General features: G+C 63.7%; 34 protein-coding genes. 30 read left to right on the top strand and 4 right to left on the bottom strand.

Annotated elements, in window-relative coordinates; genetic code table 11:
• Positions 1-69 precede the first annotated feature (69 nt).
• The 14 genes from LG281_RS06225 to LG281_RS06160 all read left to right on the top strand — a co-directional run bounded on the left by LG281_RS06225 (position 70) and on the right by LG281_RS06160 (position 8,732).
• Positions 70-501, top strand: coding sequence for a hypothetical protein (locus LG281_RS06225; RefSeq protein WP_404405424.1), 432 nt, complete (start codon positions 70-72; stop codon positions 499-501).
• Between the two features lie 54 nt (positions 502-555).
• Positions 556-1,785, top strand: a complete 1,230-nt coding sequence (locus LG281_RS06220) for a DNA-packaging protein (protein ID WP_404406643.1) — start codon at positions 556-558, stop codon at positions 1,783-1,785.
• 76 nt (positions 1,786-1,861) lie between these two features.
• Positions 1,862-2,155 carry a hypothetical protein gene (locus LG281_RS06215; RefSeq protein ID WP_404405422.1) on the top strand — a complete coding sequence of 98 codons (294 nt, stop codon included), beginning with the start codon at positions 1,862-1,864 and terminating at the stop codon, positions 2,153-2,155.
• 240 nt (positions 2,156-2,395) lie between these two features.
• A complete protein-coding gene (locus tag LG281_RS06210) occupies positions 2,396-2,584 on the top strand; it encodes a type II toxin-antitoxin system HicA family toxin (protein WP_404405420.1) in 189 nt (62 codons plus the stop codon).
• An 11-nt stretch (positions 2,585-2,595) separates the two neighbouring features.
• Positions 2,596-3,030, top strand: a complete 435-nt coding sequence (locus LG281_RS06205) for a type II toxin-antitoxin system HicB family antitoxin (protein WP_404405418.1) — start codon at positions 2,596-2,598, stop codon at positions 3,028-3,030.
• A gap of 419 nt (positions 3,031-3,449) precedes the next feature.
• Positions 3,450-4,571: a phage portal protein gene (locus LG281_RS06200; RefSeq protein WP_404405416.1), complete on the top strand. Its 1,122-nt coding sequence runs from the start codon at positions 3,450-3,452 to the stop codon at positions 4,569-4,571.
• 2 nt (positions 4,572-4,573) lie between these two features.
• Complete coding sequence (locus tag LG281_RS06195; RefSeq protein WP_404405414.1) at positions 4,574-4,762, top strand: hypothetical protein; 189 nt, start codon at positions 4,574-4,576, stop codon at positions 4,760-4,762.
• The gene (locus LG281_RS06190) at positions 4,762-4,911 is read left to right on the top strand and encodes a hypothetical protein (protein WP_404405412.1); all 150 of its coding nucleotides are present in this window, start codon (positions 4,762-4,764) and stop codon (positions 4,909-4,911) included. The genes LG281_RS06195 and LG281_RS06190 overlap by 1 nt, the downstream gene beginning before the upstream one ends.
• Positions 4,908-5,402, top strand: coding sequence for an HK97 family phage prohead protease (locus LG281_RS06185; protein WP_404405409.1), 495 nt, complete (start codon positions 4,908-4,910; stop codon positions 5,400-5,402). The genes LG281_RS06190 and LG281_RS06185 overlap by 4 nt, the downstream gene beginning before the upstream one ends.
• A 177-nt stretch (positions 5,403-5,579) precedes the next feature.
• Positions 5,580-6,824 carry a phage major capsid protein gene (locus LG281_RS06180; RefSeq protein WP_404405407.1) on the top strand — a complete coding sequence of 415 codons (1,245 nt, stop codon included), beginning with the start codon at positions 5,580-5,582 and terminating at the stop codon, positions 6,822-6,824.
• 79 nt (positions 6,825-6,903) lie between these two features.
• Complete coding sequence (locus LG281_RS06175) at positions 6,904-7,482, top strand: head-tail connector protein (protein ID WP_404405405.1); 579 nt, start codon at positions 6,904-6,906, stop codon at positions 7,480-7,482.
• Positions 7,479-7,820, top strand: coding sequence for a phage head closure protein (locus LG281_RS06170; RefSeq protein WP_404405403.1), 342 nt, complete (start codon positions 7,479-7,481; stop codon positions 7,818-7,820). Before LG281_RS06175 ends, LG281_RS06170 begins: the two co-directional genes overlap by 4 nt.
• A complete protein-coding gene (locus LG281_RS06165) occupies positions 7,820-8,224 on the top strand; it encodes a DUF3168 domain-containing protein (RefSeq protein ID WP_404405401.1) in 405 nt (134 codons plus the stop codon). The genes LG281_RS06170 and LG281_RS06165 overlap by 1 nt, the downstream gene beginning before the upstream one ends.
• A 94-nt stretch (positions 8,225-8,318) precedes the next feature.
• Positions 8,319-8,732, top strand: a complete 414-nt coding sequence (locus tag LG281_RS06160) for a phage major tail protein, TP901-1 family (RefSeq protein ID WP_404405400.1) — start codon at positions 8,319-8,321, stop codon at positions 8,730-8,732.
• Here the strand turns inward: LG281_RS06160 and LG281_RS06155 are convergent.
• Together LG281_RS06155 and LG281_RS06150 are read right to left on the bottom strand one after the other, a co-directional pair.
• On the bottom strand, positions 8,729-9,001 hold the full coding sequence (locus LG281_RS06155; protein ID WP_404405398.1) for a type II toxin-antitoxin system RelE/ParE family toxin: 273 nt from the start codon (positions 8,999-9,001) through the stop codon (positions 8,729-8,731). The genes LG281_RS06160 and LG281_RS06155 overlap by 4 nt on opposite strands.
• A gap of 2 nt (positions 9,002-9,003) precedes the next feature.
• Entirely contained in the window at positions 9,004-9,264 is a 261-nt protein-coding gene (locus tag LG281_RS06150) for a CopG family ribbon-helix-helix protein (RefSeq protein WP_404405396.1), read from the bottom strand.
• A gap of 84 nt (positions 9,265-9,348) precedes the next feature.
• Here LG281_RS06150 and LG281_RS06145 point away from each other — a divergent pair, with 84 nt between their 5' ends.
• The 16 genes from LG281_RS06145 (at position 9,349) to LG281_RS06070 (ending at position 22,852) form a co-directional block, all read left to right on the top strand.
• On the top strand, positions 9,349-9,663 hold the full coding sequence (locus LG281_RS06145) for a gene transfer agent family protein (protein WP_404405394.1): 315 nt from the start codon (positions 9,349-9,351) through the stop codon (positions 9,661-9,663).
• Positions 9,660-9,872, top strand: a complete 213-nt coding sequence (locus tag LG281_RS06140; protein WP_404405392.1) for a rcc01693 family protein — start codon at positions 9,660-9,662, stop codon at positions 9,870-9,872. The genes LG281_RS06145 and LG281_RS06140 overlap by 4 nt, the downstream gene beginning before the upstream one ends.
• Positions 9,856-10,389: a hypothetical protein gene (locus LG281_RS06135; protein ID WP_404405390.1), complete on the top strand. Its 534-nt coding sequence runs from the start codon at positions 9,856-9,858 to the stop codon at positions 10,387-10,389. Before LG281_RS06140 ends, LG281_RS06135 begins: the two co-directional genes overlap by 17 nt.
• Positions 10,389-11,021, top strand: coding sequence for a TIGR02217 family protein (locus tag LG281_RS06130; protein ID WP_404405388.1), 633 nt, complete (start codon positions 10,389-10,391; stop codon positions 11,019-11,021). The genes LG281_RS06135 and LG281_RS06130 overlap by 1 nt, the downstream gene beginning before the upstream one ends.
• Positions 11,018-11,896, top strand: coding sequence for a DUF2163 domain-containing protein (locus tag LG281_RS06125; RefSeq protein ID WP_404405386.1), 879 nt, complete (start codon positions 11,018-11,020; stop codon positions 11,894-11,896). Before LG281_RS06130 ends, LG281_RS06125 begins: the two co-directional genes overlap by 4 nt.
• Positions 11,893-12,327 (top strand): NlpC/P60 family protein, encoded by a 435-nt coding sequence (locus tag LG281_RS06120; protein ID WP_404405384.1) that lies wholly within the window; start codon positions 11,893-11,895, stop codon positions 12,325-12,327. The genes LG281_RS06125 and LG281_RS06120 overlap by 4 nt, the downstream gene beginning before the upstream one ends.
• 61 nt (positions 12,328-12,388) lie before the next feature.
• Positions 12,389-16,147 (top strand): glycoside hydrolase/phage tail family protein, encoded by a 3,759-nt coding sequence (locus tag LG281_RS06115; protein WP_404405382.1) that lies wholly within the window; start codon positions 12,389-12,391, stop codon positions 16,145-16,147.
• Positions 16,144-17,088: a DUF2793 domain-containing protein gene (locus LG281_RS06110; RefSeq protein ID WP_404405380.1), complete on the top strand. Its 945-nt coding sequence runs from the start codon at positions 16,144-16,146 to the stop codon at positions 17,086-17,088. The genes LG281_RS06115 and LG281_RS06110 overlap by 4 nt, the downstream gene beginning before the upstream one ends.
• Positions 17,089-17,118: 30 nt before the next feature.
• Positions 17,119-17,868, top strand: coding sequence for a glycoside hydrolase family 108 protein (locus LG281_RS06105; RefSeq protein WP_404405378.1), 750 nt, complete (start codon positions 17,119-17,121; stop codon positions 17,866-17,868).
• 52 nt (positions 17,869-17,920) lie between these two features.
• Positions 17,921-18,163, top strand: coding sequence for an AbrB/MazE/SpoVT family DNA-binding domain-containing protein (locus LG281_RS06100; RefSeq protein ID WP_404405376.1), 243 nt, complete (start codon positions 17,921-17,923; stop codon positions 18,161-18,163).
• Positions 18,147-18,497, top strand: coding sequence for an endoribonuclease MazF (gene mazF / locus LG281_RS06095; RefSeq protein WP_404405374.1), 351 nt, complete (start codon positions 18,147-18,149; stop codon positions 18,495-18,497). The genes LG281_RS06100 and mazF overlap by 17 nt, the downstream gene beginning before the upstream one ends.
• Positions 18,498-18,575: 78 nt before the next feature.
• Positions 18,576-18,872: a hypothetical protein gene (locus LG281_RS06090; RefSeq protein WP_404405372.1), complete on the top strand. Its 297-nt coding sequence runs from the start codon at positions 18,576-18,578 to the stop codon at positions 18,870-18,872.
• Between the two features lie 18 nt (positions 18,873-18,890).
• A complete protein-coding gene (locus tag LG281_RS06085) occupies positions 18,891-19,550 on the top strand; it encodes a response regulator transcription factor (protein WP_404405370.1) in 660 nt (219 codons plus the stop codon).
• The gene (locus tag LG281_RS06080) at positions 19,550-20,908 is read left to right on the top strand and encodes an ATP-binding protein (protein WP_404405368.1); all 1,359 of its coding nucleotides are present in this window, start codon (positions 19,550-19,552) and stop codon (positions 20,906-20,908) included. Before LG281_RS06085 ends, LG281_RS06080 begins: the two co-directional genes overlap by 1 nt.
• A 206-nt stretch (positions 20,909-21,114) precedes the next feature.
• Positions 21,115-21,468 carry a hypothetical protein gene (locus LG281_RS06075; RefSeq protein WP_404405366.1) on the top strand — a complete coding sequence of 118 codons (354 nt, stop codon included), beginning with the start codon at positions 21,115-21,117 and terminating at the stop codon, positions 21,466-21,468.
• Positions 21,469-21,604: 136 nt separating this feature from the next.
• The gene (locus LG281_RS06070) at positions 21,605-22,852 is read left to right on the top strand and encodes a hypothetical protein (RefSeq protein ID WP_404405364.1); all 1,248 of its coding nucleotides are present in this window, start codon (positions 21,605-21,607) and stop codon (positions 22,850-22,852) included.
• A 159-nt stretch (positions 22,853-23,011) separates the two neighbouring features.
• Here LG281_RS06070 and LG281_RS06065 read toward each other — a convergent pair whose 3' ends face one another.
• Together LG281_RS06065 and LG281_RS06060 are read right to left on the bottom strand one after the other, a co-directional pair.
• Positions 23,012-25,006 carry an FAD-dependent oxidoreductase gene (locus LG281_RS06065; protein ID WP_404405362.1) on the bottom strand — a complete coding sequence of 665 codons (1,995 nt, stop codon included), beginning with the start codon at positions 25,004-25,006 and terminating at the stop codon, positions 23,012-23,014.
• Complete coding sequence (locus LG281_RS06060; RefSeq protein ID WP_404405360.1) at positions 25,003-26,073, bottom strand: hypothetical protein; 1,071 nt, start codon at positions 26,071-26,073, stop codon at positions 25,003-25,005. Before LG281_RS06060 ends, LG281_RS06065 begins: the two co-directional genes overlap by 4 nt.
• Positions 26,074-26,195 lie beyond the last annotated feature (122 nt).

The following is a 26,195-nucleotide window of genomic DNA, read 5'->3' as shown; positions in this document are numbered from 1 at the left end:
GCACGGTGAGATTGTTGCGCCCGATGGCGCCGCTCTTGCCGCATGAAACACATCTTCCGAGCAGAACCGATGACTGAACTCTCCGGTCCCGATTGGGACGCGGTGCGGCGTGACTATGTGGCGGGCATCATCGATGTCGAGGAAATCGCCGCGCGTCACGGCGTCACCAAAAACCAGATCGACTACTACCGCGCCAAGGCGTGCTGGCCAAAACGCCGCCCCGGCGCGAACCGGCCGGTGGGGCTCGACATCATCCGGCGCATGATCCGGCTGATCGACATCCAGGTCGCCGCGCTCGAAGAGGAAATGCGAAAGGCAGGCAGCATGAGCGCAACCGAAATCCGAACGCTCGAAACCATGACCAAGACGATCGACCGGCTGATCGCGATGGATACGACCGAAAGCGGCAAACGCGCCAAGCCGGAGCAAAAGCCCGATCCCGAGCTCGAAGCGATCCGCGAGCGGCTGGTAAGCCGCATTCAGGCGCTCGAGACCGAATAGGTGAAGCCGCTCACAAAGGCCCAAAAGCTGAGGCTGCTGGCCCGCGTCGCGACGATGACGCCCGAAGAGCTCAGGGCTTTCATGTATTATTGGCACATCTGGGCGCGCGACGAGCAATTGCCGCCTGACGGGGACTGGACAACCTGGCTTTTGATCGGCGGGCGCGGATCGGGAAAGACCCGCGCCGGGGCCGAATGGATCCGAATGCTGGCGACCGGCGAGGAGCCGGTTTCGCCCATCGCGCTGGTGGGCGAAACCATGACCGAGGCCCGCGCCATCATGGTCGAAGGCGTTTCGGGGCTCCTGCGGGTTCATCCGCGCGAGGACCGGCCGCGTTTCGATGCGGGCCGCGACCGGGTCGTCTGGCCCAACGGCGCCAAGGCGTTTCTGCTGCCGGCCAATGACCCCGAGCGGTTTCGCGGACCCCAATTCGCCGCCGCCTGGTGCGACGAAACGGCCAAATGGCCCAAGGCGGAAGCGGCGTGGGATATGTTGCAGTTCGGGCTCCGGCTGGGCCCGCATCCGCGCCAGCTGGTGACCACGACGCCGAAATCCACGCGGCTGATCAAGCGGCTGATTGCCGATCCGGGAACGGTGAGCGCGCGAATGAAAACGGACGCCAACAAGGACAATCTGGCGCCGCATTTCCTCGCCGCCATCGTCGACCGCTATCGGCAGACGGCGCTGGGGCGGCAGGAGCTCGAGGGCGAGATTATCGAGGAAATCGAGGGCGCGCTCTGGAGCCGCGCGGATTTCGACCGGCGGCGCACCGACGCAGTGCCCGAATGCGAGCGCGTCATCGTCGCCGTCGATCCGCCGATGACCGGCAGCGCGAAATCGGACGCGTGCGGGATCGTCGTGGCGGGACGCAGGGGCGACATGGCCTTCGTCCTCGCCGACCGGACGGCCTCCAAGCTCACGCCGACCGGCTGGGCGCGGGTGGCGATCAAGGCGTTTTACGAGTTCGCGGCCGACGCGATCATCGCCGAGGTGAACCAGGGCGGGGATCTGGTCAAGGCGGTGCTGGCGCAGGTGGACCCGCTGGTGCCGGTCGTGGCCGTGCGGGCCAATCGCGGCAAATGGGTACGGGCCGAGCCGGTCGCTGCGCTTTATGCGCAGGGGCGGGTGGTGCACTGCGGGGCGTTTGACGCGCTTGAGGATGAGATGTGTGCGTTCGGGCCGGACGGGCTCGCGGAGGGGCACTCGCCGGACCGGGTGGATGCGCTGGTGTGGGCGGTGGGGGAATTGCTGCTGCGGGGGAGTGTGCCGAAGGTACGGTTTTGAGGGGCGCGCGTAAGAACGGCGAGAGCAATACTATTGGGTGTGAGGCTGACTGATTCCGATTTATAGGTGAGTGTCCATGGCTTATGACTTCAATATCTTCGAGCGTTCTGCTGCGAAGCTCCAGGACATGGGACGTTTCCAGGATGCGCTGGAGGTCTATATGTTCATGGCCGATGGAGACCCTTCGCTCGATGCCGGCTATCTGGGCATGCGCATCGCTGAATGCTATGAGGCAATGGGTCGGATGCGAGAGGCAAAATATTGGCATGGTCGGGCCGTGGAGGAGAACCCCGGCGTTTGGCAGGTCAGTGAAAACGCGCGCGAACGCCTGCAGGACTTGCCCATAGAGCACCTTCTGATTTCAGATTGAGGTCGCTCGTGACTGATTACATCGGCCCCCCGGTCAATTTCACAATCAGCGATAGCGCCAAGCGGATGATCGCCGTGGTCAAGGCCGATCCGCGCGGTTCATTTCGAGAACAAGGTACTCGATTATTCCGAAGACCGGTTTTTTCCTGAGGGACCCGGACGGGACGGAATAGAGACGCTTGCGCTTCGGTGGCTCCACACTTGTGTTGACTTCCACAGAAGTGTTGAATAGCTTACATTCATGAATGCCAGCGAATTCAAACGATGGCTTGCCAAGCAAGGCTGCACCTTCGAGAGGCATCGGGGCGGGAGCGGCCATTTAACCGTGCACCGAGACGGAAAGACTTCGCAATTGCCTATGCACGGTGGGGCCAAAGAGCTTGGTACCGGCTTGGTCAACAAGATCAAGAAGGATTTGGGCCTCAAGTGAAAGGACAGAGTATGTGGTATGAAGTTGTCCTAAAACCCGACGACAATGGAACGTGGCTGGTGACGGCGCCCGCATTCCCGGAAGTGGTCAGCTTTGGGGAAGCGCAGGAGGATGCCTACCGGAACGCCCGCAACGCCATTGAGGAGGCGATTGCCCGCCGGATCGCGCATGGCGAGGATATTCCCGCGCCGCTCGACGAAACGACTGGACGTGGCTGGTTCGTCGAGATGTCCGCTTTGGTGCTGCTGAAGTCGGCGCTTTATATGATCATGCGGGAAAAAGGATGGACGCGGGCGGACTTGATGCGGGCGCTCGACTGCAAGCGTGAGCATGTGGATCGGCTTTTCCGGCTCGAACACAATTCGCGGCTGGACAGCCTTGAAGACGCGTTCAAGGCGTTGGGCCATCCTTTGCGCTTCGATATGAAATTTCCGAACGCGGCCTGACGAGCGATCATTCACCATGACCCTATTTATTGCCTGCCTAATAATCTACGGTCTGGATCTACCCTGGTGGCTCTACTTGGTAGCTGTCGTTGTCTGGGTAGGTCGCTCTATCTGGCAGATGCGGGGCGAGGATGATTTTCGTCGAAAAATCGACGGCTTGCGCGCTGATGTCAGGAGAAATTAGGCGGCTCGCCTGACGCTGAATAACTCCACACCAGCACGGCACTAGATGCTTGCGCCAAGCTGGTGAGACTTTTTTGGTGACAAACTTATCCCCGCGTCACGGCGCCGGGGTATGATGCTTGTACGGTGGGGATGATGCGGCCAGGTGGGCCGCTGACCCGCCAGGATTTTCCAAAAAACAAAACGAGGACCCGATGCCGCACTGGTGGAACCGCCTTTGGGGCGGGCGATCGCGCTTGCCTACTGAAACCAAGATGGCCGGGAGCCAGAGCTTTTTTGCGCTGAGCCCGCTCGGGACGGGCGGGGTGACGCGGAAGGGGTTCGTGGCCTTGGCCAATGAGGGGTTTGCGAAAAACCCGGTGGTTTATCGCTGTGTGCGGCTCGTCGCCGAGAGCGCGGCGCGGGTGCCGTTGGAGGTGCGCGATGGGGCGCGGGTTCTGACGGATCATCCGGTGCTCGATCTCGTCGCCCGGCCCAACCGGCGGCAGACGGGGGCGGCGCTTTTGGAGAGCGTTTATAGCTACCTGCAGACCGCGGGGAATGCTTATCTCGATGCGGCGCTGGTCGAGGGCGCGGTCAAAGGGCTTTATGGGCTGCGGCCCGACCGGATGGCGGTGATCGCCGGGGGCGACGGATGGCCGGTGGGGTTCAGTTATACCGCCAATGGGCGGACGATGAAGCTGATGCTCGATACCGAGCCCATCCCGCGGGTGCTGCACCTTTCGCTCTTTCATCCGCTCGACGATCATTATGGCTTCGCGCCGGTCGAGGCGGCGCAGGCAAGCCTTGAGACGCATAATGCGGCTTCGCGGTGGAACAAGGCGCTGCTCGAGAACGCGGCGCGGCCTTCGGGTGCGTTGGTTTATAGCGCGGCGGCGGGGAATTTGACCGAGGATCAGTATCAGCGGCTGAAGGTGGAACTCGAAGAGGGGTTCGCCGGGGCGGTCAATGCCGGGCGGCCGATGGTGCTCGAAGGCGGGCTCGATTGGAAGTCGATCGCGCTTTCGCCGCGAGACATGGATTTTCTCGAAGCCAAGAACGCGGCGGCGCGGGAAATCGCGCTGGCCTTCGGGGTACCGCCGATGCTGTTGGGCATACCGGGGGACAATACGTACGCCAATTACGCGGAGGCGAGCCGGGCGTTGTGGCGCCAGACGGTCATCCCGCTGGTGAGGCGGGTGACCGCCGAGCTTTCGGCCTGGCTGGCGCCGGCGTTCGAGGGGGCAGAGCTGGTGCCGGATTTCGACGGCATCGAGGAACTGGCCGCCGAGCGGGCGGCGGAGTGGAAACGGGTCGGGGAGGCGGATTTCTTGAGCGACGCCGAGAAGCGGGAGCTTCTGGGGTTCGGAAGGAGGTAGCCATGGACGAGATCACCAAAGCCGTCCTCGAAAGGGGCGATCTGGCGCATTTGGCGCTGTTTTTGTGGGCGAGCGGCGCGAGTGCGGCGCTCGTTTTTGTTTTGCGCGAGCTTGTCGCAGCCAACCGGCGGTTCAACACCTTCGTGACCGAAATCGCGCATCTCAACAAGCTGTTCAGGAGCAAGGACTGATGGGGAAAAAGACGACCAGGCGCAAGGGGACGGCACGCGGGGCTGAGGCGGAGGACGTGTTCCGGCAGTTTGCCTGGAACCTCGCCGGAACGCTGAAAAAGCCCGGCGTGAAGGCAGCGCCTGCGGCCAAGCCGGATGCGCGCACATGAGCGTTGCGATTGACGCAGATGGGCGGTTTTCCGGCTATGCCTCGATCTTTTCGGTGCCCGACCAGGGCGGGGACGTGGTGATGCCGGGGGCGTTTTCCGCTTCGCTCAAGGCGCGGACACCTGCGAGGGTGAGGCTTTTGTTTCAGCACGATCCCAAGGAGCCCATCGGGCTTTGGGACGAAATCGCCGAGGACGCGCGGGGGTTGCGGGTTTCCGGGCGGCTGCTCGACGGGGTGCCGCGGGCGCAGAGCTTGCGGGCCTTGATCGCCAAGGGGGCGATCGACGGGCTCTCCATCGGGTTCCGCGCCGTGCGCGCGAGCCGCGACGGGCGGACGGGGACGCGGCGGCTGTGGGCCGTGGACCTTTGGGAAATCTCCATCGTCACCTTTCCGATGATGGATCAGGCGCGGATTGCCTCCGTGCCTTCGGGCGCGGAGACCGCGCAATTGGCCGCAACGCTGGGCGCGGCGGCGCAACTCTTTAGAGCCTGACACAAAAGTCTGACGGGTCGGCTTGGCGGGCCTTTATTGCCCAGAAGCAGGGGGGGAATTTGAGCCAATATGTTCAATATTGCCCCAAATTCCCCCCTGCTTCTGACCAAAAATGCCTCGCCAATCCTCAACCGCAGACTTTTGGGTCAGGCTCTCAAAACTGAAAAAGGACGATCGATGATCAAGACCGAGGAACCGCGCCTTGAAAACAAGGCGGCGGCAACGCCTGCTGGCGGCGATGTGAACGCGCTTTTTGCCGAGTTCATGTCGGCGTTCGAGGAATTCAAATCGACCAACGACGCGCGGCTCGCCGAGATCGAGAAGCGCGGGGGCGCCGATGCGCTTTTCGAGGACAAGCTCGATAGGCTCAATACCCTGCTCGACGGGCAGAAAGCGGCGCTCGACAAGGCCGCGGTGGAGCGGGCACGTCCGGCGCTCGAAGGTGGCGTGGCGCACGGGGGCGACGAATATAAGGATGCGTTTTCCGCCTATGTGAAGCGGGGTGAAGAGAAGGCGCTTTCGATAGGGTCGAACCCCGATGGCGGATATCTGGTGCCCGCCGAGACGGAGACCGAGATTACGCGGCTTCTGACGACGGTCTCGCCCATGCGGGCGATCTGCGGTGTGCGGCAGGTGTCCTCCTCGGTCTATAAGAAGCCGATCACGGTTTCGGGGCCGCAGGTGGGCTGGGTCGGGGAGACCGGCGCGCGGGCGCAGACGACGTCGCAGACCATCGACGAATTGAGCTTCCCGACGATGGAGCTCTATGCGATGCCGGCGGCGACGCAGAATTTCCTCGACGACGCGGCGGTCGATGTCGGGCGCTGGATCGCCGAGGAGGTGAATGCGGCGTTCGCCGAGCAGGAAACGAGCGCGTTCATCGCGGGGGACGGGGTCAATAAGCCGACGGGCTTCCTCGATGCGACGATTGTGGCCGAGGACAGCTGGTCCTGGGACAATCTGGGGTATGTCGCGACGGGCGTCGACGGGGATTTCCCTGGCGGGACAGCTCCGGTGGACGCGTCGGATGTGCTCATTGACCTCGTCTATGCGCTCAAGGCTGGCTACCGGCAGAACGCGACCTGGCTGATGAACCGCTCGACGCAGGCGGCGGTGCGCAAGCTCAAGGACGCGGATGGGAACTATCTCTGGCAGCCGGCGGCGCAGGCCGACGGGCGCGCTTCGCTGATGGGCTTCCCGCTGGTCGAGGCGGAGGACATGCCGGATATCGGCACGGATACGACGCCGATTGCGTTTGGGGATTTCCGGCGGGGGTATCTGATCGTCGACCGGCAGGGCGTGAACGTCTTGCGCGATCCTTATAGCGCCAAGCCTTATGTGCTGTTCTATACGACCAAGCGCGTGGGCGGCGGGATTGCGGATTATGACGCGATCAAGCTCTTGAAGTTCGGCATCAGCTGATCGGCTGGCGAAAGCCGGCGCGGCCCCTCATCCGGTTGGGTGAGGGGCTTTTCTCCCAACAAATCAAAGAGAACAGTAGATGACTTCCTATCTTCTCGCCGGGCCGGCGGAGGAGCCGGTTTCGCTCGTTCGGGCGAAGGAATTCCTGCGCGTCGACGATACGGCCGAGGACGGACTGATCGAGGCGCTGATTACGGCGGCGCGGATCCATGTCGAGAGCACGACGGGGCGGGCGCTGATTGCGCAGAGCTGGCGGGTGGTGCTGGATGGGTGGCCCGAGGATCGGGTGATCCGGCTGCCGGTTTCGCCGCTGATCGCGCTGACCGAGGTGCGGGGTTACGACGATGCGGGCAACGCAACGATCATAGATGCCGCCCAGTTTCTGCCGGATGGGCAGGCGGTCCCCGCGCGGCTGATTATGCCCGCGAATATCGATGGCACACCTGTTCTGCGCGAGCGGATGGGGATCGAGATCGATTATGTCGCCGGGTTCGGGGCCGGAGCGGCGGATGTCCCTGCCGATCTCGTCCAGGCGCTGCTGACGCTGGTGGCGTACTGGTACGAGCATCGCGATGCGGTGTTGATGGCTGGAGCGGGCGCCGTTGTGCCAGCCGGGTTCGACCGGCTGGTGGCCAATTACAAACGGGTGCGGCTGTGAGAGCCGAAATCCCCCCGGTCGGAACGCTGCGCGACCGGGTGCAATTACAATCGCGGCAAACGGTGGAGGATGCCGGTGGCGGACACGAGGCGATTTATGTGCCGCTGACCAGCGTCTGGGCGCGGGTGACGAGCCGGTCGGCGCGGTTCGCGGCGATCAATGACGGGCGCGCGGCGGCATCTTCGCATGTGGTTGTCATGCGGTATCGGTCGGATCTCAGGCCGGGGGACCGGATCGTCTATCGCGGGCGGCGGCTCGAGGTGGTGGCGACCGAGGATATCAACGGGCGCCGGGCCTATCTCTCCTGCTTGTGCAACGAAACGGCGATGGTGGGGTGATGAGCGCGCTCAACGATATTCAGGCCGCGCTCGTGGCCGCGTGGAAGGCGGATGCGCCGCTAACGCTATTGGTCGGAGATGCGATGTTCGATAGCCCGCCCAGGGACAAAACACCCCCTTATGCAGCGATCTTTCGACACGACGCGGTCCCGCGCGACGGAGACGAGACGCCGGGGCTGGCGCACCGGCTCGTCATTCATTGCTGGGTACCGCATCCCTCGCGACGGGCGGCGCTAGAAATTGCGCATCGGATCGAGCGGGTTGCCGTGACGGGGGCGTTGGCGCCCGCGGAAAACACCATCACGCTGCGCCGCCATATGCGGACGGAGACCGTGGTCGACCTGGCGACAGGTCGGGCGCGGGCGGCGGTGCATTTGCGGGTTCATTCCGAGCCCATCAATTAGAGCGCGTTGCGCTCCAAGTCTTTATTTTGTCGCGTTTCCGAACCGCAAAAGTGGTTCCCGCTTTTGCTGGAAACGCTCGTAGGAGAACACGACTATGGCGGCCCAAAGCGGCAAGGATATGCTTTTGAAGCTCGACCAGACAGGGTCGGGGAGTTTTCTCACCGTGGCGGGACTGCGCACACGGTCGCTGGCGTTCAACGCGGCGAGCGTGGATACGACCGATGCCGAGAGCGCGGGGCGATGGCGGGAGCTGCTCGCCGGGGGCGGCATCAAACGCGCGTCGGTGTCCGGGGCGGGGATTTTCAAGGACAAGGCGTCGGATGCGGAAATCCGGTCGCTGTTCTTTGCCGGGGCGATCCGGGATTGGCAGTTGATCTTGCCCGATTTCGGGACGGTCGAGGGGCCGTTCCAGATCGTGGCGTTGGAATTTGCCGGGGACCATGCCGGTGAGGTGACGTTCGAACTGGCGCTTGAGAGCGCGGGGGAGCTGACGTTTGCTGCAGGCTAAGGCCAGTCGCGGGCGGTGTGGATGACGCGGAGGATGGTGACGGTGTTTTCGTCGATGCCGTAGACGAGAATGTAAGGCAGGCGCGGGACGAGTTTTTCGTAGGTGCCTGCTTGTCTGCCCGGTCGCCCGGTGGACAATTTGCCCAGCCTTTCACCAGCAAGATTTATGGCGTCGGCTACACGCAGAGCGGCGGCTTCATTGTCACGCGCGATATAGGCAACTTGTCCGCGCAATTCGTCGAGCGCTTTACGCGACCACCTTACCTTCACGGTCAGCTTGCTTTCTTGTTCGCCTTTTCAATTTCGGCGTAGAGCTCGGCCATCGCGTCTTCATGACTAACCACCCGACCGGCTTTCACATCCTCGATTCCCTCCTGGATTTTTTCGCAAATCTCCAACTCGCGCGTCGCATAGGCGTCGAGCGCCTTGGCGGCGAGAAAGGATTTGGAGCGTTGGGTGAGTTCGGCGATGCGGTCGAGCTTGGCCTTGGTCTCGGGCGAGATACGGACCGTGAGGGTAGTGGTTTCGGGCATGGCGGCCTCCTGAGGCAGGTGTGCACATGTGCACACAACACAATCACTCTGAACACAAATTAACACAATCAAGGAGCGGCACAAATGGCCAATCCCCTAAGGGGTGAAATCTCCGCCGAGATTGGCGGGGAGACGATGACGCTGTGCCTGACGCTCGGCGCGCTGGCTGAACTCGAGGCGCGGCTGGGCGCGGGGGATCTCAATGGGCTCGCCGAACGGTTCGCGCAGGGACGCATTTCGGCGCGGGATCTGACGGCGATCATCGGTTCGGGGCTGCGCGGAGGCGGGCATGCGGTGACCGATGACGACCTTGCGCGGATGCAGATCGAAGGCGGGCTCAAGGGCGCGGCACGGATTGCGGTGCGGTTGCTCGAAGCCACGTTCGGGGAGGGCACATGAGCCGGTTTCCCTGGCAGGAGGCGATGCGGTTCGGGCTCGGGACGCTACGGCTGCCGCCCACCGCATTTTGGGCGATGACGCCGCGCGAGCTGGCGGCGGCACATGCGGGGCTGACGGGGCGCGGGACGGCTAAGCCGCTCGACCGCGCGGGGTTTGAACGGCTGATGGCGGCGCATCCGGATGGAGGTGAGAATGGCCGACGGGTTTGACGATGATTTCGACGGTGAGCTCGATGCGATTTCCGACGAACTCGAGCGCATCCGCGATCTTGGGGATGCCGTGGGCAATACGCTGACGCGGTCTTTGCGCGGCGCGATTCTTGAAGGGCGGTCGCTCAAGGGGCTTTTGGGCGATATCGCGGCGGCGTTTGCGCAGATTGCGCTCAAGGCGGCGCTGGCGCCAATCGGGAATTTGGTTTCGGGGGTCGTCGAGAGCGTCTTTGCCGGGTTCAATCCGGCGCTCGGCGGTTCCTCGCTATCCAGCGGCGGCGGGCTGGCCGCGCCGCGCTATCTGCCGGGCGAGGGGCAATGGGGCGGCCTCTCGTCTAACGCGGGCATGGTTGGAACGGTGGGAGGATTGCCGGGCGCCGCGAGCGCTCCCGCAGCGCCCGGCGTCAATGTGACGTTCAATGTTGCAACGCGTGACGCGCAGAGCTTTGCGACCGCAGAGGCGGAGGTGAGCGCGATGCTCCTGCGCGCGGTGCGGCGCGGGACGCGGGGGGCGTGATGGCGTTTCACGATGTGAGATTTCCGCTCGATATCGCGCTTGGCGCTCAGGGCGGGCCGCAGCGGCTGACGGATATCGTGACGCTTGCCTCCGGACGCGAGGAGCGCAATGCGCGCTGGGCGCACGCACGGCGGCGGTACAATGCCGGGTACGGGATCAAGTCGCGGGCGGATATGCGCGTTGTGCTTGAGTTTTTCGAGGAGCGGCGCGGGCGGTTTCATAGCTTCCGGTGGCGCGATGCGCTCGATTATTCCTCGGCGGCAGATGGTGGCGCACCTTCAGCGAGCGACCAGGTGTTGGGGACGGGGGACGGGAACGCAACCGCATTCCCATTGCGCAAGCGCTATGGTGCCGGGTTCGATCCGTATTGGCGGGCGATCACCAAGCCCGTTTCCGGTTCGGTCTCGGTCGCGGTGGATGGGGTGGTTACGGACGTTGGGGCCTTCTCCGTCGACACCGTGGCCGGGATCGTCACGCTCGATGCAGCACCGGCATTGGGCGCGACGGTGACGGCCGGGTTCACCTTCGACGTGCCGGTGCGGTTTGATACTGACAGGCTCGATATCGAACTGGCCGATTTCGACGGCGCGATTGCGCCCAATATTCCCGTGATCGAGGTGATCGGCGAATGAGGGATTTTTCGACTGGCTTTGCCGCGCATGTCGGATCCGGTGCGACCACGCTATGCTGGTGCTGGAAACTGGTGCGCGCCGATGGGGTGACGCTCGGGTTCACGGATCATGACGTTGCGCTGAGCTTCGATGGGGTCACATATACGCCGGCGCATGGCCTCGATGGCGGGGAGACCGTGGCGCGGACGGGCGCGCAGACGCAGACCGCCGAGGTTCTGGGGGTATTGCACGCCGATGCGATCACCGAAGCCGATATCGCCATGGGGCGGTATGATGGCGCGCGGGTCGAGAGCTGGCGCGTCAACTGGAGGGACGTCGGAGAACGGCATCTGATGCGCGCGGATACGATCGGGGAGATCGTGCGCGAGGACGGGGTATTTCGGGCTGAACTGCGCTCGGGGCAGTATGCGCTCAACGTGCCCAAGGGGCGGGTCTATCACCATTTGTGCGACGCCCGGCTCGGGGATGGGCGGTGCGGGCTTGTGCTCGGGCCGACAGGGTTCAAGGCGGATGCGGTGGTAACGGCGGTCGAGGGTGGCGCGCGAATTACGGTTTCGGGGCTTTCGGGGTTTGCCGATGGCTGGTTCGCCTATGGGCACGTTTCGTGGACGAGCGGTGCGCGGACCGGAATCGAGGACGGCATTTCCGTTCATTCCGGCGCGGTGATCACGCTCGACCAGACGGTGGCCGACAGTATTGCGGTGGGTGACGCGCTGACTGTCTATGCGGGGTGCGACAAGCAGTTTTCGACCTGCAAGAGCAAGTTCAACAACGCGGTCAATTTCCAGGGATTTCCGCATATTCCGGGCAACGATTTCCTGATGCGCTATCCCAGTGAGGATGACCCGATGACGGGCGAGGGCTTCGTCAAATGAAGGCGCGGGTCGTATCCGAAGCGCGGCGCTGGCTGGGGACGCCTTACCGGCATCAAGGGGCCGCTTTGGGCGCAGGCTGTGACTGCCTGGGCCTGGTGCGCGGAGTGTGGCGGGCGCTCTATGCCGCCGACCCCGAGCCCTTGCCGCCCTATGCCGCCGACTGGCGGCGTAACGATGCGCGCGACGCACTGGAAGTGGCCGCAGAGCGGTATTTCGTGCCCGCTCGCGGACCGAAGGCGGGGCAGCTCGTGCTGTTTCGGCTGATGCGGAAATATCCGGCTCGGCACTGCGGGATCATGGTGGCGGACGATCGGTTCATCCACGCGCAGGAACAGATCGGGGTCGTCGAGGCGTATCTGGGAGAGGCCTGGGCGCGTCGGGTCGCCGGGTGTTTCGATTTTCCAGAGATGTCAGGCGGCAACGCGCGCTGATGAGGGCAGCGTGCCCGTGGCCAGCAGTGCCAATTTCGAACGAGTTGTTGAGGACATTCCATTGGCGACACTTGCATTATCCCTCGCCGGGCAGGCGCTGGGCGGGGCTATTGGCGGGCCGTTTGGCGCCGTCGTGGGGCGGGCGCTTGGCGCTCTGGCCGGCAACGCCGTCGATCAGGCGATTTTCGGCGCCCGTCCGGAGCGCTCGGGGACGGATATCCGGCTGTTCGGGTCGACCGAGGGCATCGCCGTTCCGCGCGTTTATGGTTGGAGCCGGGTTGCGGGGAATATCATCTGGGCGACGGACCTTGAGAAAATCGCGTCCGAGAGTGCGGGGGCCAAGGGGTTCGGTGGCGGTGACGAGGAGGTGATTGCCGCGAGTTTCGCGCTGGCGCTGTGCGAGGGTGAAGTCGCGCATCTGGGGCGGATCTGGGCGGATGGGAAGCTATTGGAGACCGAGGGGCTGAAGATCCGGTTCTATCGCGGGACGGCGGATCAGCAGCCGGACAGTTTTATCGCGGCCAAGCAGGGGGTAGGGAATGCGCCGGGGTATCGGAACGTTGCCTATCTCGTTTTCGAGCAATTGCCGCTCAAGCCGTTCGGCAACCGCATTCCCAATCTCAGCGTCGAAATCTGTAGGCCGGTAGGGGATCTCGAGGCGTCGATAAAGGCGGTGTGCGTGATCCCTGGCTCGACGGAGTTCGGGTACGATCCGACGCCCCGCGTGCGGGTTCTCGGGGAAGGGCGCGCGGCGGCGGAGAATACGCATGTGAGCGCCGAGCGCTCGGATTGGGATCTTTCCGTGGACGAGTTGACGGCGCTTTGCCCCAATCTCGAACATGTGGGGCTCGTCGTGGCCTGGTTCGGGACGGATTTGCGGTGCGATCAGTGCGTCGTCGAACCCCGGACCGAGGCGGCGGTGCGAGAGATCAAGGATACCGAATGGGCGGTGGCGGGGCGGACGCGGGCAACCGCGAATACGGTCTCGCTGGCCGATGGCGCGCCAGCCTATGGTGGGACGCCTTCTGACGCGGCGGTCAAGGCAGCGATCGCCGACCTTTCCGCGCGCGGGATTTCGGTGACGCTTTATCCGTTCGTGATGATGGACATTCCGGCGGATAACACGCTGACCGATCCTTATACGCTTGGCGTAAGGCAGCCGGCTTATCCTTGGCGGGGGCGCATCACATGTTCGCCGGCGCCGGGCGTGACGGGGTCGCCCGACGGGTCCGCGAGCGCGGTGGCGCAGGTCGATACATTCATCGCCAACGGCTATCGCGAAATGATCTTGCACTATGCCCAACTCGCGCAGGAGGCGGGCGGAGTGGACGCCTTTCTGATCGGTTCGGAAATGCGGCACCTGACGTGGGTCCGGTCGGGCGCGACGAGCTTTCCCTTCGTCGATGCGCTCAAGGACCTTGCCGCCGATGTGCGGGCGATCGTCGGGGGCGGGACCAAGATCACCTATGCGGCGGACTGGTCGGAATATTCCGGACTTCAGCCCGAGGACGCGCCGGGGGACAAGATCTTTCACCTCGATCCGCTGTGGGCGGACGCCAATATCGATGCGGTCGGGATCGACAATTATATGCCTATGGCCGATTGGCGCGATGGGAGGGATCATGCGGATGGGGCAGAGGCCGCGACGATCTATGATCTCGACTATCTCAAGGGCAATATTGCGGGCGGGGAGGGGTTCGACTGGTACTATGCCAGTGATGCCGACCGCGACGCGGGGGTGCGAACGCCGATTGTCGATGGAGCGCACGGGGAGGACTGGGTCTATCGGTACAAGGACCTCGTCAACTGGTGGAGCCAGCCGCATCACAACCGTGTGGATGGAGTGCGCGCGGCGAGCGCCACGGCGTGGGTGCCCGAGAGTAAGCCGATCTGGCTGACGGAAGTCGGCTGCGGGGCGGTGGACAAGGGACCGAATGCGCCCAACGCGTTTGGCGATCCCAAGAGCTCGGAAGACAAACGCCCGCCGTTTTCTTCCGGCGTGCCCGATCCGCTGGTGCAGCGGCAGGCACTGCGGGCGGTGCACCAGTATTGGAAGGAAGCCTCGGGCAATCCGGTCTCTTCGGTATATTCCGGGCGGATGCTCGATACGGACCGGATGTATCTGTGGTGCTGGGATGCGCGGCCGTTTCCGGCGTTTCCGGGGATGGTCGACGTGTGGTCGGACGCGGCCAACTATGCAACTGGGCACTGGCTTAACGGACGGCTGGGGACAGCGAGCCCCGACGAACTGATCGCCGTGGTAAGTGCGGACTACGGCGTGGCGCCTGTGGACGTGGCGCCGGGCGGGCCGCATGTCGAGGGCATGATGCTCGACCAGGTGATGAGCCTGCGCGACGCGATCGCGCCGCTGGCGGACGCGGGTGGGCTGGTCGTGCGCGACGGCATCGACGGCGTTGCCTGGATGCGGCCCGATACGGCGACGGCAGTGGAACTGAACATCAAGGATTTGCAGCGGGAAGACGGGCCGTTGATCGCGCGGCGCCGGGGAGAGGCGGCGGAGCAGGCGGGGCGGCTCTCGATGCAGTTCTTCGACCGCGCCCGGGATTACCAGGCCGCGAGCGTCAATGCGGTCGCCCATGAGGGGGATCGGGCGGTCGTCACGCAAACCGGGCTCGTGCTCGGTGAGGGCGCGGCGCGGGCGGCGGCGGTCGGCGCGCTCGAGCGGATGCGGCGGGGGAGCGAGACGCTGGAGACGCGTCTGCCCCCATCGCTTTCGATGCTCGATGCGGGCGATGTGATTGCGCTTGCGGGCGAGGCGGGCCGGTACGTGCTTGACGACATGCGGACAGGCGCGGGGGTCGCGGTGAAGGCGGCGGCACTGGCGCAGGATGTGGGGGCTGTCGCCGTGACGGCATCGGCGCAGCGGGCCATCGTGATGTCGGGGCCGACGGTGCCAGTCGAGCCGCTATTGCGGTTCGTGCATTTGCCCAAGGCTGGCGGCGGTTCGGAGTTGCTTATAGGGGCATACGCCGAACCCTGGCCGGGGCGGGTGACGTTGGCCGATGCGGTCATGGGAGAGACGGTGGCCGAACTGACCTCTCCGATGCGGTTCGGGACCCTTGCGGCGCCTATGGCGGCTGGGACCGGTCTACTGTGGTCGCGCGACAGTTCGCTGACGGTAACGCTTGCGCACGGACACCTTTCCGCGCTCGATGAAGCCGCCGTGATGGCCGGGAGCAACCGGATCGCGGTTGCGTGCGATGACGGGCATTGGGAAGTGATCGGATTTGCCGCGGCCGAGTTGGTCTCGGCAGGGACGTATGTGCTTTCGGGGCTCCTGCGCGGGCTGCGGATGACGGCGCCTGGAAGTGCGGGGGCGGGCAACCGTATCGTGGTGCTCGACGGGAGGCTGGTGGCGGTCGCGGTGCCGGATGACGATCTCGGCGGTGTGCGCAGTGTCCGGGCTTATGCCGGTGCGCGCGATCTCACAGGGACGGAGCATCAGGTTGCGATCGATGCGGGACCGGCGCTGCCGCTGACACCTGTACATCTACGGGCCGAGCGCGATGCGGGAACGGGGGACGTGGCAATCTCCTGGGTACGGCGCAGCCGGGTCGGCGGGGATGCGTGGACCTATGGCGATACTCCGCTCGATTTTGCACCGGAGGCTTATCGCGTGACGATCCACCAGGGCGCGGCGGTAAAACGAGCGGAGACCGTTTCGACACCTGCCTTCCTTTATTCCGCAGCCGAGCAGACCGACGATTTCGGCGGCCTGGCGTCGGGTTTTTCCTTTTCCGTTGAGCAAATAAGCGCCGTTCTGGGCCCCGGCCCTGCGGCTCAGGGGGTGTTTCCATGACGATGACAGCGCGGCTCGGCCTACCGCTTCTCGCGTCCGAACAGGCGCAAAAATACATCACGCACAACGAGGCGCTGGTGCTGCTCGATGCGCTGGTGCAGCTTCGGTTTGATGGGGTAGGGACGATCTCTCCGCCGGGTGTGCCGGCCGATGGCGAAACGCATTCGGTCGGCGTGGGGGCGACCGACGCCTGGCTAGGGCATGATGGGGAGGTTGCCAGCTGGACGGCAGGCGGATGGCGGTTTGCCACACCTGCCGAGGGATGGCTGGCATGGGACGTAGCGTCGGGCGACCTACTGGTCCTGCGCGGTGGAAACTGGGTTCCGTTCTCACAGAGCCTTTCGCGTGTCGGTATCGGGGCCGATGCGGATGCGACCAACCGATTGCTGGTCAAGAGCGAAGTGGCACTGTTTACCGCTATCGAGACCGCGGGCGGCGGCAGCGGCGATGTGCGGCTGACGCTCAACAAGGAGACCGCAGGCGATAGCGCAACGCTGTTATTCCAGTCCGGCTGGTCGGGGCGGGCGGAGATCGGGCTCTCGGGTGACGACGATTTCGCCTTCAAGGTAAGCCCTGACGGCGTGAGCTTCACGACGGCGTTTACGCTCGATGCGGGTGAGGGGTTCATAGGTTTCGAGCGCATGATGGGAGCGAAACCCGGCTTCCCGTCGGTTTCGGGCGGCGTGCTGACGGTTGAGACGAGCTACGCGGTACCGGCACCCGAGAGCGGCACGAGCGACGATATCGATACGATTTCCGGCGGGTTCGACGGCGCGGTGCTGATCGTGACCGGCACAGCGGGGATTACGCTGACGTTTCGGGACGGCACGGGGAATTTAAAGCTCGGTGCGGACCGGGTGCTCGATACGTTCGAGGACAGCCTTATGCTGATCAAGCGCGGTACCGACTGGATCGAACTGAGTTACGCCGGTAACGCCTGATTTTCTTGAATCTTTTAAGGAGCTTACGCCATGGCGACGTCGCGATGGGGGTATTGCCTTGCGCAGATTTTGAAGCACGAGGGTGGCTATGCCGATCATCCCGCCGATCCGGGCGGGGCAACCAATATGGGGATCACGCGCAAGACGCTCGCGCGCTGGCGTGGGGTGTCGCCCTGGTGGGATTTGCCAAAGGCGGACGTCCAGACGCTCAAGCGTGCAGAGGCCGGGGCGATCTACAAGGCGCTCTATTGGGATCGCTGCAAGGCGGCGGCGCTGCCAGCCGGGCTGGATCTTGCGGTGTTCGACTATGCGGTCAATTCCGGGCCTGCTCGGGCCGTCAAGACGCTGCAGGCACTGGTGGGCGTCGTCACGGACGGGTTCATCGGGCCGGTCACGCTGGCAGCGGTCGCCAAAAGGGACACGAGAACTTTGATCGGCGCGCTATGCGACGCGCGCATGGGCTTCCTGGAGCGGTTGCGCACATTCGCCGTCTTCGGGCGGGGCTGGACGCGCCGAGTAGCGGAAATCCGCTCGGCAGCCCTGGCCGATGCACCGCTGAGCCCTCCCAGTTCATCAAACCAAGGAGTGAATGAGATGAATGTTTTTTCCGGCTACAAGACTTATGCGGTGGGCGTGTTGATGCTGATCGTCGGGATTGCTTCGATTTTCGGCGTCGATATTGCTGCTTTCGGGGAATATTCGGGTGTGCAACTCGTGATGGAGGCACTTGCGGTGATTTTCCTGCGCAAGGGGATCAAGACCGATCTGGGGCAGGCTTGACGTAGCGATTGCGGATAGCCATTGTATATACGTCGAATAAAGGAGCACATCCGTGCAGGCGAACGTCGCGAAATGGGGCAATAGTATTGCGCTCCGTATCCCCTCCGCAATGGCCAAGACCTTGCATATCGAGGACGGCGCGAGGGTCGATTTGACCATTGAAGAAGGCGTTCTCGTTGTGCGGCCTATCGCGGGGCGTAAGCGGTACGCGCTGGACGATCTGATCGGGCAGATCACGCCGGAAAATCTGCACGGCGAAACCGAAACTGGTCCGGCCCGTGCCGACGAGTACTAGTCGGCCCTACGTGCCGGACCGCTACGATGTGGTCTGGCTCGACTTCGATCCGCAAGCCGGGCGCGAACAGGCTGGCCGACGGCCAGCCTACGTGCTTTCGCCGGTCGAATATAACAGGGTTACAGGGCTCTTTCTGGTCTGTCCCATGACCAATCAAATCAAGGGATATCCATTCGAAGTGCTTGTGCCTGGGGGATACCGCGTCGGCGGAGCGGTTCTCGCCGATCACGTCAAATCGCTTTCGTGGCGGGCCCGGAACGCGGACTATATCTGCTCGTGTGCCGAAATAGCCGACGAGGTGCTCGCAAAGATCGGGTCGCTTCTTGAATATTGAGAGCCCAGTCGCCGACTTTTAGGGGCCCGACAACAACGTTCATTTGCAGTTCAGCCAATCCGCGCTAAACATCAGGGCATGAAAAACGCCCTTTCCCATATCCTGACAATGGCGCTGCTTGCGGCCGCGCCTTTGTCCGTGTCCGTGACTCCGGCTGCCGCGCAGTCGGCGTGCTGGGACAGATCCCAGATTCAGGCGGCGGTTGCGGAGGGACGGATTCGGGATGTGGGACAGGTTCGGGCGCGGGAAGGCATTCCGTCTTCGACCGAGGTGCTGGACGTCAAGGTGTGCGAGCAGGGCGGAACGCTCGTCTATGTGCTCACCGTCTATGACGCCTCGGGCGAAACCCGCGATTTAACGCTCAACGCGCAATAGGAACGGGGCGGGGGAACCATGCGCATTCTGGTCGTTGAAGATGACGAAACGCTCAACCGGCAAATCGCCGAAGCCCTGACGGATGCTGGCTATGTCGTCGATACGGCGACAGACGGCGAGGAAGGGCATTTTCTGGGCGATACCGAGCCTTATGACGCCGTGGTGCTCGACATCGGCCTGCCGCAGATGGACGGTATTTCAGTCCTCGAAGCGTGGCGGCGGGATGGCCGGATGATGCCGGTCCTGCTTTTGACCGCGCGCGACCGATGGAGCGACAAGGTTCAGGGGATCGATGCGGGGGCCGACGACTACGTTGCCAAGCCCTTTCATATGGAAGAAGTGCTGGCGCGCATCCGGGCGCTCGTCCGCAGGGCCGCCGGCCATGCCTCTAACGAAATCACCGCCGGACAAGTACGGCTCGACGTGAAGGCCGGGCGTGTAACGGTCGATGGCAAGGCCATCAAACTGACCTCGCACGAATTCCGCCTGCTGTCGTATCTGATGATGCACAAGGGCAAGGTGATTTCGCGGACCGAGTTGACCGAACACCTGTACGATCAGGACTTCGACCGCGATTCCAACACCATCGAGGTTTTCGTCGGCCGTCTCCGGAAGAAGCTTCCCGATGAGCTGATCCAGACGATCAGAGGGCTCGGCTACCAGATTACCGCCGAGTGATGCGCAAGGGTTCGATCGCATTCCGCCTATTCTGGCTTTCGGCTGGCTGGCTGATTGTCACGCTGGTCGCGACCGCTTTTCTTTTATCCGAACTCTATTCTCAGGCGCTTATCCGCGACCTCAACGAAACCCTCGAATTCCATATCGCCACGCTGGCCGGACGCACGTTCGAGGCTCAGTCGCCTTCGTCGGACGCCATAGGGATCGAGGATCCGCGCTTTTCCCGTCCGACATCCGGCTGGTACTGGCAGATCCACGATGACCAGGGCCGCGTGGTCAATTTCTCCACTTCGCTCCTTGGAACGGTGCTGACCGACCTGGACACCGGCTTTGATACAGCCAATACGCGCTCGGGCGTTATTGAGGACACGAACGGACAACGTTTGCAGGCCGTCGAACGGCTGGTGACGCTGGCCGATATCGGGCGATTCTCGATCATGGTCACAGGAAACCTCACGGACCTCGACGAGCGTACCGAAGCGTTCCGGGAGCAAGCGATCATTGTTCTTGCCGTCGTGGGCCTGATTCTCGCGGCCATGAGCGCTATGATCGCGCGGTTCGCGCTGCGCCAGATCGAACGGCTGCGCGAGGCGGTCGAAGCTGTCCGCGAGGGCGACGCGCCGACCGTTGCAGGGGAGTTCCCCCAAGAGATTGCGCCACTTGCCGAGGAAGTGAACGAGCTTCTGCGCTCCAACACCCAGATCATCGAACGCGCCCGCAGCCAGGTGGGCAATCTTGCGCACGGGCTCAAGACGCCACTTGCAGTGCTGCGCAATGAAGCCGATGGCGACAAGAGTGCGCTCGGCCAGACGGTCATGATCGAAACCACCAACATGTCCAAGATCGTAGCGACCTATCTCGACCGCGCGCGGCTTTCCGCGCGCACGAGCGTGGTCGGCAAGCGCGCCGATACTGCAATGGTGCTCGACCGGCTCGGAAGGGTGATGGCCAAGCTCCATAAAGAACACGATATGGGGGTTTCCGTCGCCGAAACGACGCCGTGGTTCCGAGGGGACGAAGCCGATCTCGAGGAGATGGCCGGCAATCTGCTGGAAAACGCATGCAAGTGGGCGCGCTCTGCGATTCGCCTTAGTGCCGCCGAAATCGTCAGGGACGGGAACAGGCAGGTCCACATCGTCGTTGAAGACGATGGACCCGGTTTGAGCGCCGAGGAAACCGAAAAAGTGTTGCGCCGCGGCGTCAGGCTGGACGAAAAAACACCCGGAAGCGGGCTGGGGCTCGATATTGTCAAGGAACTGGTGGATGTCTATGGGGGTGATCTGACCATGGCGGGCTCGGAGATGGGCGGGCTCAAAGTTGAGCTTTTTCTTCCCGCGGCGCGCAGCGGACGCGCTTAAGCTGTGATAGGTTGCGGCCCAGCCGGGGGGCAGGAATAGGATTTTGGACGGGGTTCGGCGTCCGTTGAAAGGTTTGAACGATGACTGTGTTAAGGACTATTGCTTTGATCGGTTTGGCTTTGAGTGTCGCAGCGTGTTCGCGAATGGGGGGGTATACGCCTCCGTCTTCGACGCTGCTGACGCCGCCGGTGACGAGCGCGCCTACCTTGCCCGAAACGCAAACGCCGACACCGTCCTCGACGCCGATTCAGCCCGCGAGCCTCACTCCGGGCAACTACGACTATCTCGATCCTGCTGTCGTGCCGCTCCTCTCGAGCGCCGCGCTTTCGGCCGCCAACGATGCCCAGTTCTACGCACTGCAGTTTGGCCGGCCCGGCGCGCCGCGTAGCTGGTCGAGCGGTTCGGCGTCGGGCCAGGTTTCTGTCGGTCCCTATGTCCGGGTCAACAACCTCGATTGCCGCGAGTTCAGCCATCGCGTGACGGCGAACGGCCAGACCTATTCGCGTTCCGGTACCGCCTGCCGGGAAGCGACGGGCGCCTGGGCCGTCGCAGAAATCTGATATCGCAGGGTATTTCTGCCTTGAGTAAGCCGGGCGCAACGCCCGGCTTATTGCGCTCGATGAACAAATCTTTGTTTACTCTCCAGGCGTAGGCTGAACCGCTCCCAAGCGAATTGGCGACGGTCCGGCTTAGTTCATGCTCAAAGGCGAAAAACGCAAACGTGCGGCAGACGCTTCCGCATCTCCCGGTGCGCCCAAGGCGTCCAAGGGGGAAGTGATTTCGCGTCCGGCCTTTGAGGCTGCGCTCGCCGGTGTGCTCGTCGACCCGCCGGTGGCCCATGATTTTCCTGGTGCTATCGACCGCGAGATTGCCGGCGCGATCTGGACCTGGATCGCGCGCGATGTTGCCGTCGATCCCGTGGCGCGGCTCGCCGACGGGATCGAATCCGGCGCAGAGCCGGGCGCAGCTTTCGAAGCCATGCTTCCTGAAATCCTCGATGCGCTCAAGGCGATGCTTGGGCAAGAGGCCGAGGATTACGAACTCGAGCGCCGCAACACCATTCAAATGGGCGGCGAGGATACGCGAAAGCGTCTGCCATATGTGATCATGGCGCTCAGGCGTCACAAGCTGCTCGATCAGGCAGCGGTCTTCGGCAAGGCCATCAGCACGCTTCAGGATGAAGCCGCCATCGCCACGGCGCTTCAGTCCATCGCGATCAACAATCCGGTGACGCGCGCGTTGTGGATGCAGGCGATGATGTCGACGACCGCCAATCCCAGCCGTGTCATGGCCGCCGCCGCCAGCCTTTCGGGCGGAGGAGACGAAGTCCGGATCGCCAACGGGGAATTCGCGCCGCTCGTGGATGCGATGCTCTCGCACGCGCAGAGCCAGATCGCGCTTTTGGGCACGCATCCGGGCGTCTTTGCCGACAACGATCTCGCCTGTAAGGCGATCGACCGGTTCCACCGGCTGATGCGCGCGATCAACTACAATCTTGAAATCGACCGGAAATCCCATTGGGGTATGATCATCGCGGACCTGACCGGGCGGGTCGCCGAACGGCTCGACCGGCCCATGCGGGAGATCACCGCCAACGTCACAAAGGCGCTGCGCAAACCGCGCGAGGGCGCCGACCGGGTTGATCCCGACGATGTTCTCGGTGCGCTCAACGGCATATATCTCCTGATCACCGTACGCAACAGCCGCGACTCGCTGGCAGTCAATGCGTTGCTCGAAAAAGCCTGGTCCGAGACGGGGCAGGCGGTCGAGGTTCTCGTAACGCGCGCGCTCGATATGTTCCGTGCCAATCCTTCCGATCCTGTGGCGCGCGAGCGGCTCGATGCCGGCATCAAGCTCGCCGAGCTGCGCTTCAATCCCGAATATGCGGATATTCTCCGGCGTGCCCGCGATGGCGCCGGACGCCGGACGGTGCAGCAGGCTTAGGGCGTTACCCCATCTATTGGTGGTGCACAGTGATTTTGACAGGTGGCACGACCTTCGCCTCCACTGTGCCGTCATCCTCGCGTCAAGCGCGAGGATGACGGCGGTCGAGGGACAGATACGGTGCCAACCTGTCATAATCACGGTGCAGAACCACTATATTCAGTCTGCTCTTAACCGCTCCGTCAGAATAGCCGGGACGGCGACAAGGCCCTCGCGGATAAAGGCCGTCTCGCCACGTTTCAAAAACCCTGACGCGATGAGCGCTCGCGGGGTCAATGCGCCGTCCGATACGACCACGCCGATGGCTTTTGCGGGATCCGTGTCGTCGGTGTTGACGAAGACGAGGCAGCCTGGCCCGAAGATGCGGCCGGCCTCGGGGGTTAGGACCCAAAGTGCCTGTCTCATTCCAAATCGGCCGTTGAGAAAGGCGGGCATTTCATCCGGCATTGGCGCACTCGCCGTTCGGGTTGCCGGCGTTTGCGGAAATCCGCGCGGGAGAATAACGCGTTCGCGGCAGAGGGTCCGGGCCGATTCGGCCGGCGCCAGTCCCGCGCGGACGAGACCTGCGGCTTCCAAGGGCGACAGCGCTCTGTCCATGACCGGCTGGGACGATGGCGCGGCCCGTTTGAATGCAGCACGAAAACCCGCTTCCATCGGCGCCGCGAGAACGTTGAGCGCGGCACCTGATGCGAGGTAGGCGGGCGGCAAACCGTGCTGGTCCGGCCGCGCGAGGGTCAGTGGGCCGTCCGGGCTTTCGAAGATGGGATCGATCCGCGGATCTGAGATTTCCCGCTGCTTGCCGGCAAACAGCGCGTCAATCGCCGCCTCACCGCTCTGGATACAGCCCGTCTGGCTCGCATAACCGGCGGCGGACCCCGCGAAAACGACGCCGGATACTTCGCCATCGGGCACAAGGCATTCTCGGTCGACGTTCCATACCGCTTTGCCGCCTGTGCGCAGCCAAAGCGTCAGGTCCGGCTGCCAGCCTCCAGAAACGATGAGCGTATCCGCATTGACGGCACCTTGCGCCGTTTTGCCGGTTACGGCGTCGGCGTGGCGAATTTCGAGGTGACCGTCTTTTGTCCCGACAGTATCGAGTCTGACACCCCAGCCGAGGCGGAAGCCGTAGGCTTTCGAAAATTCGATAAACCGGGTCTGGGGATTGCCGCGCGGATCGCTGGCGCGGTGGATCGCCTTGCCGCAATCCGCACCCAACAGCGCAAGCCGGTAACCTGCATTCGTGGTCGAATGGATGTGCGCACTCGTGCCCCGCCAGATCGAATACCGCGCGGCCAGACGCCAGGCGAAGGCCGAACCCAAAACGCCAGGCAGCCGGTTACCCGGGAATATGGGAAGGCGCTCTTGTTCGCCCGTGGCGAGAACGACATGGCGCGCCGTGACCGCGATGCGCTGGGCACGCGGGATGCCGTTTTCAACGAGCACGCGGACCGCGTGTACGGTGCCGTCGGCAAGGTCGAAAGCGTCGGTGCCCGGATAGAGCGTTGCGTTTTCATGTCCGGCGAGGTCGCCTACCAGCGTGCCGATCATATCCCGGGGCGTCTCCTCGCCTTCGACCTTCCCGAAATACTCCGCCATGCCACCTAGCCGCGGCGCGCGCTCGATGAGCACCGTGCGCGCGCCGCGCGTGCAGGCTCGCAAGGCTGCAGCCATGCCGGTGAGTCCTCCACCGACGATTACGATGTCCGCAGTCTCATGGATTTCCGTTGATCCGGCGATCCATGGCATCGCGGGCGCAAGACCGCGCGAGAGATCGAGATCGAGGTTGACAGGCTGACCGCGGAGGCCGGCGAGCGCCTTACCCAGTGCGGTGCGTACCTTTTTGGGCGCACAGGTAACGAATTCGGCGCCCTCGACGACAGGGCATAGCGCCATGGGCATGGCGAGATCGGGCTGGCCTTCATTGCCGCGCAATGCGACAGGCGGTGCGCTGGTGTCGTCGAGCGCGAGCGGATGCCCCAAATGGATGCCGACGGTGTCGATTCCGTTGGCGATAAGGGCGGAAAGGACCGTGTCGCCAGCAAACCCCGTAAACTGCCGCCCGTCGAGTCGAAAGGTTACTGGCGCACCTGGGTCGATGAGCGGCGCGGAGAAATCCGCCGCGTGCGGATCCGGCATCCGGTTGGGCTGCTTCATGCCACAACCTCCCGCACATATTCGGAGACGGATGAGCGGTTGAAGTTGCGGTTCGGGCGTCGCGCCTCGGCCCAGCTGCGCTCGGCGGTGGCTGCTTGGTCGGCGACAAGACGGGCGATAACCGGCGCCAGGAAGATCGCAAGCGGGCCAAGCCCCAAGACCACGGTGGCGCGGCTTTGGCGTAATTGGCCGATAACCGGCGCGCCGTCGCGCGGGACGAGCGTTTCGAAGGTCGCTTGAGCGGCAAGACGGGCATCGGCAGTATTGGACATGAAACGCCCCGCACGCCGCGCGGCCTCGGCCGGCGCTCCGTAGGCGATGATATCGAGGGCGCCTTCAGGCGTCTGCGTGAGCGTGAAATCGCCGGCCATCGAGAGGAGAACCGGATCGGCGAGTGGGGCGACAGGTTCGGTCCGGAATGCCGTCGCCGCGATGCGGTGCGCGATAGTGCCGAGATCGTAAGGGGGGCAGTGGTCTGCGATCGCAGCCTCATCGGCGAGGACGACGTGATCGATTTTCCTCTCGCCAATCATGGCCGAACCGTTACGGCGAAGGTCGAGCGGCTCGCCGGGCGGTATGACAGTTACGTTCCGGCGCGCGAGCCAGTCCGGAAGTGCAGCCCGGAACGGCGCTTCGAGGAGCCGATGGCTGTCGCGAATCCGGTAAGCGGCATCGAAGCCTGCGGGGGCGGGAACGGCGGGTTCAATCATGCGGTCGAAGCCTGCGGCAAGATGCCGGACATGTTCGAGCGCATGGGCTTGCGATGGCCCGGCGGCGCTCAGGACGACGTCCGTGCGTACGCTCACGCGTGGGCCGATGCGGGAAAGATGCCTCAATGCTTCGGGCGTTGTGTCGAGCAAAAGCCGCCAGCTCTCCGGGCGCAGAAGCGGCGCGATCGAGATCGCCGGTGCGCGCGGAAGGTGCAGAGGGGAAGGAGCGGATGCAACCAGAGTGACATCGCGCTCACGCTCGGCTGCGAGCAATCCGGCGAGGAAAGCCGCGAACGGGCTGTCACCGACAACGGCGATCGTGCTTCTTGAGTTAATTTTGCGCTCTTGAGCCGCCAAGGCGTCCGTTCACTTTCTTTTTATTGCTGGTGCGGCAATGCGCGCGGCGGCGGGTGCCTGCATTTTGTGCGCAATTCGCCTATAGAAGCAGCATTGCTTTTTATTTCAAGGGTCAGCCTCAC

Source organism: Pelagibacterium halotolerans (assembly GCF_044811015.1).
In the GTDB taxonomy this organism is placed as follows: domain Bacteria; phylum Pseudomonadota; class Alphaproteobacteria; order Rhizobiales; family Devosiaceae; genus Pelagibacterium; species Pelagibacterium halotolerans_A.
This window is presented reverse-complemented; position numbering and strand designations above follow the sequence as displayed.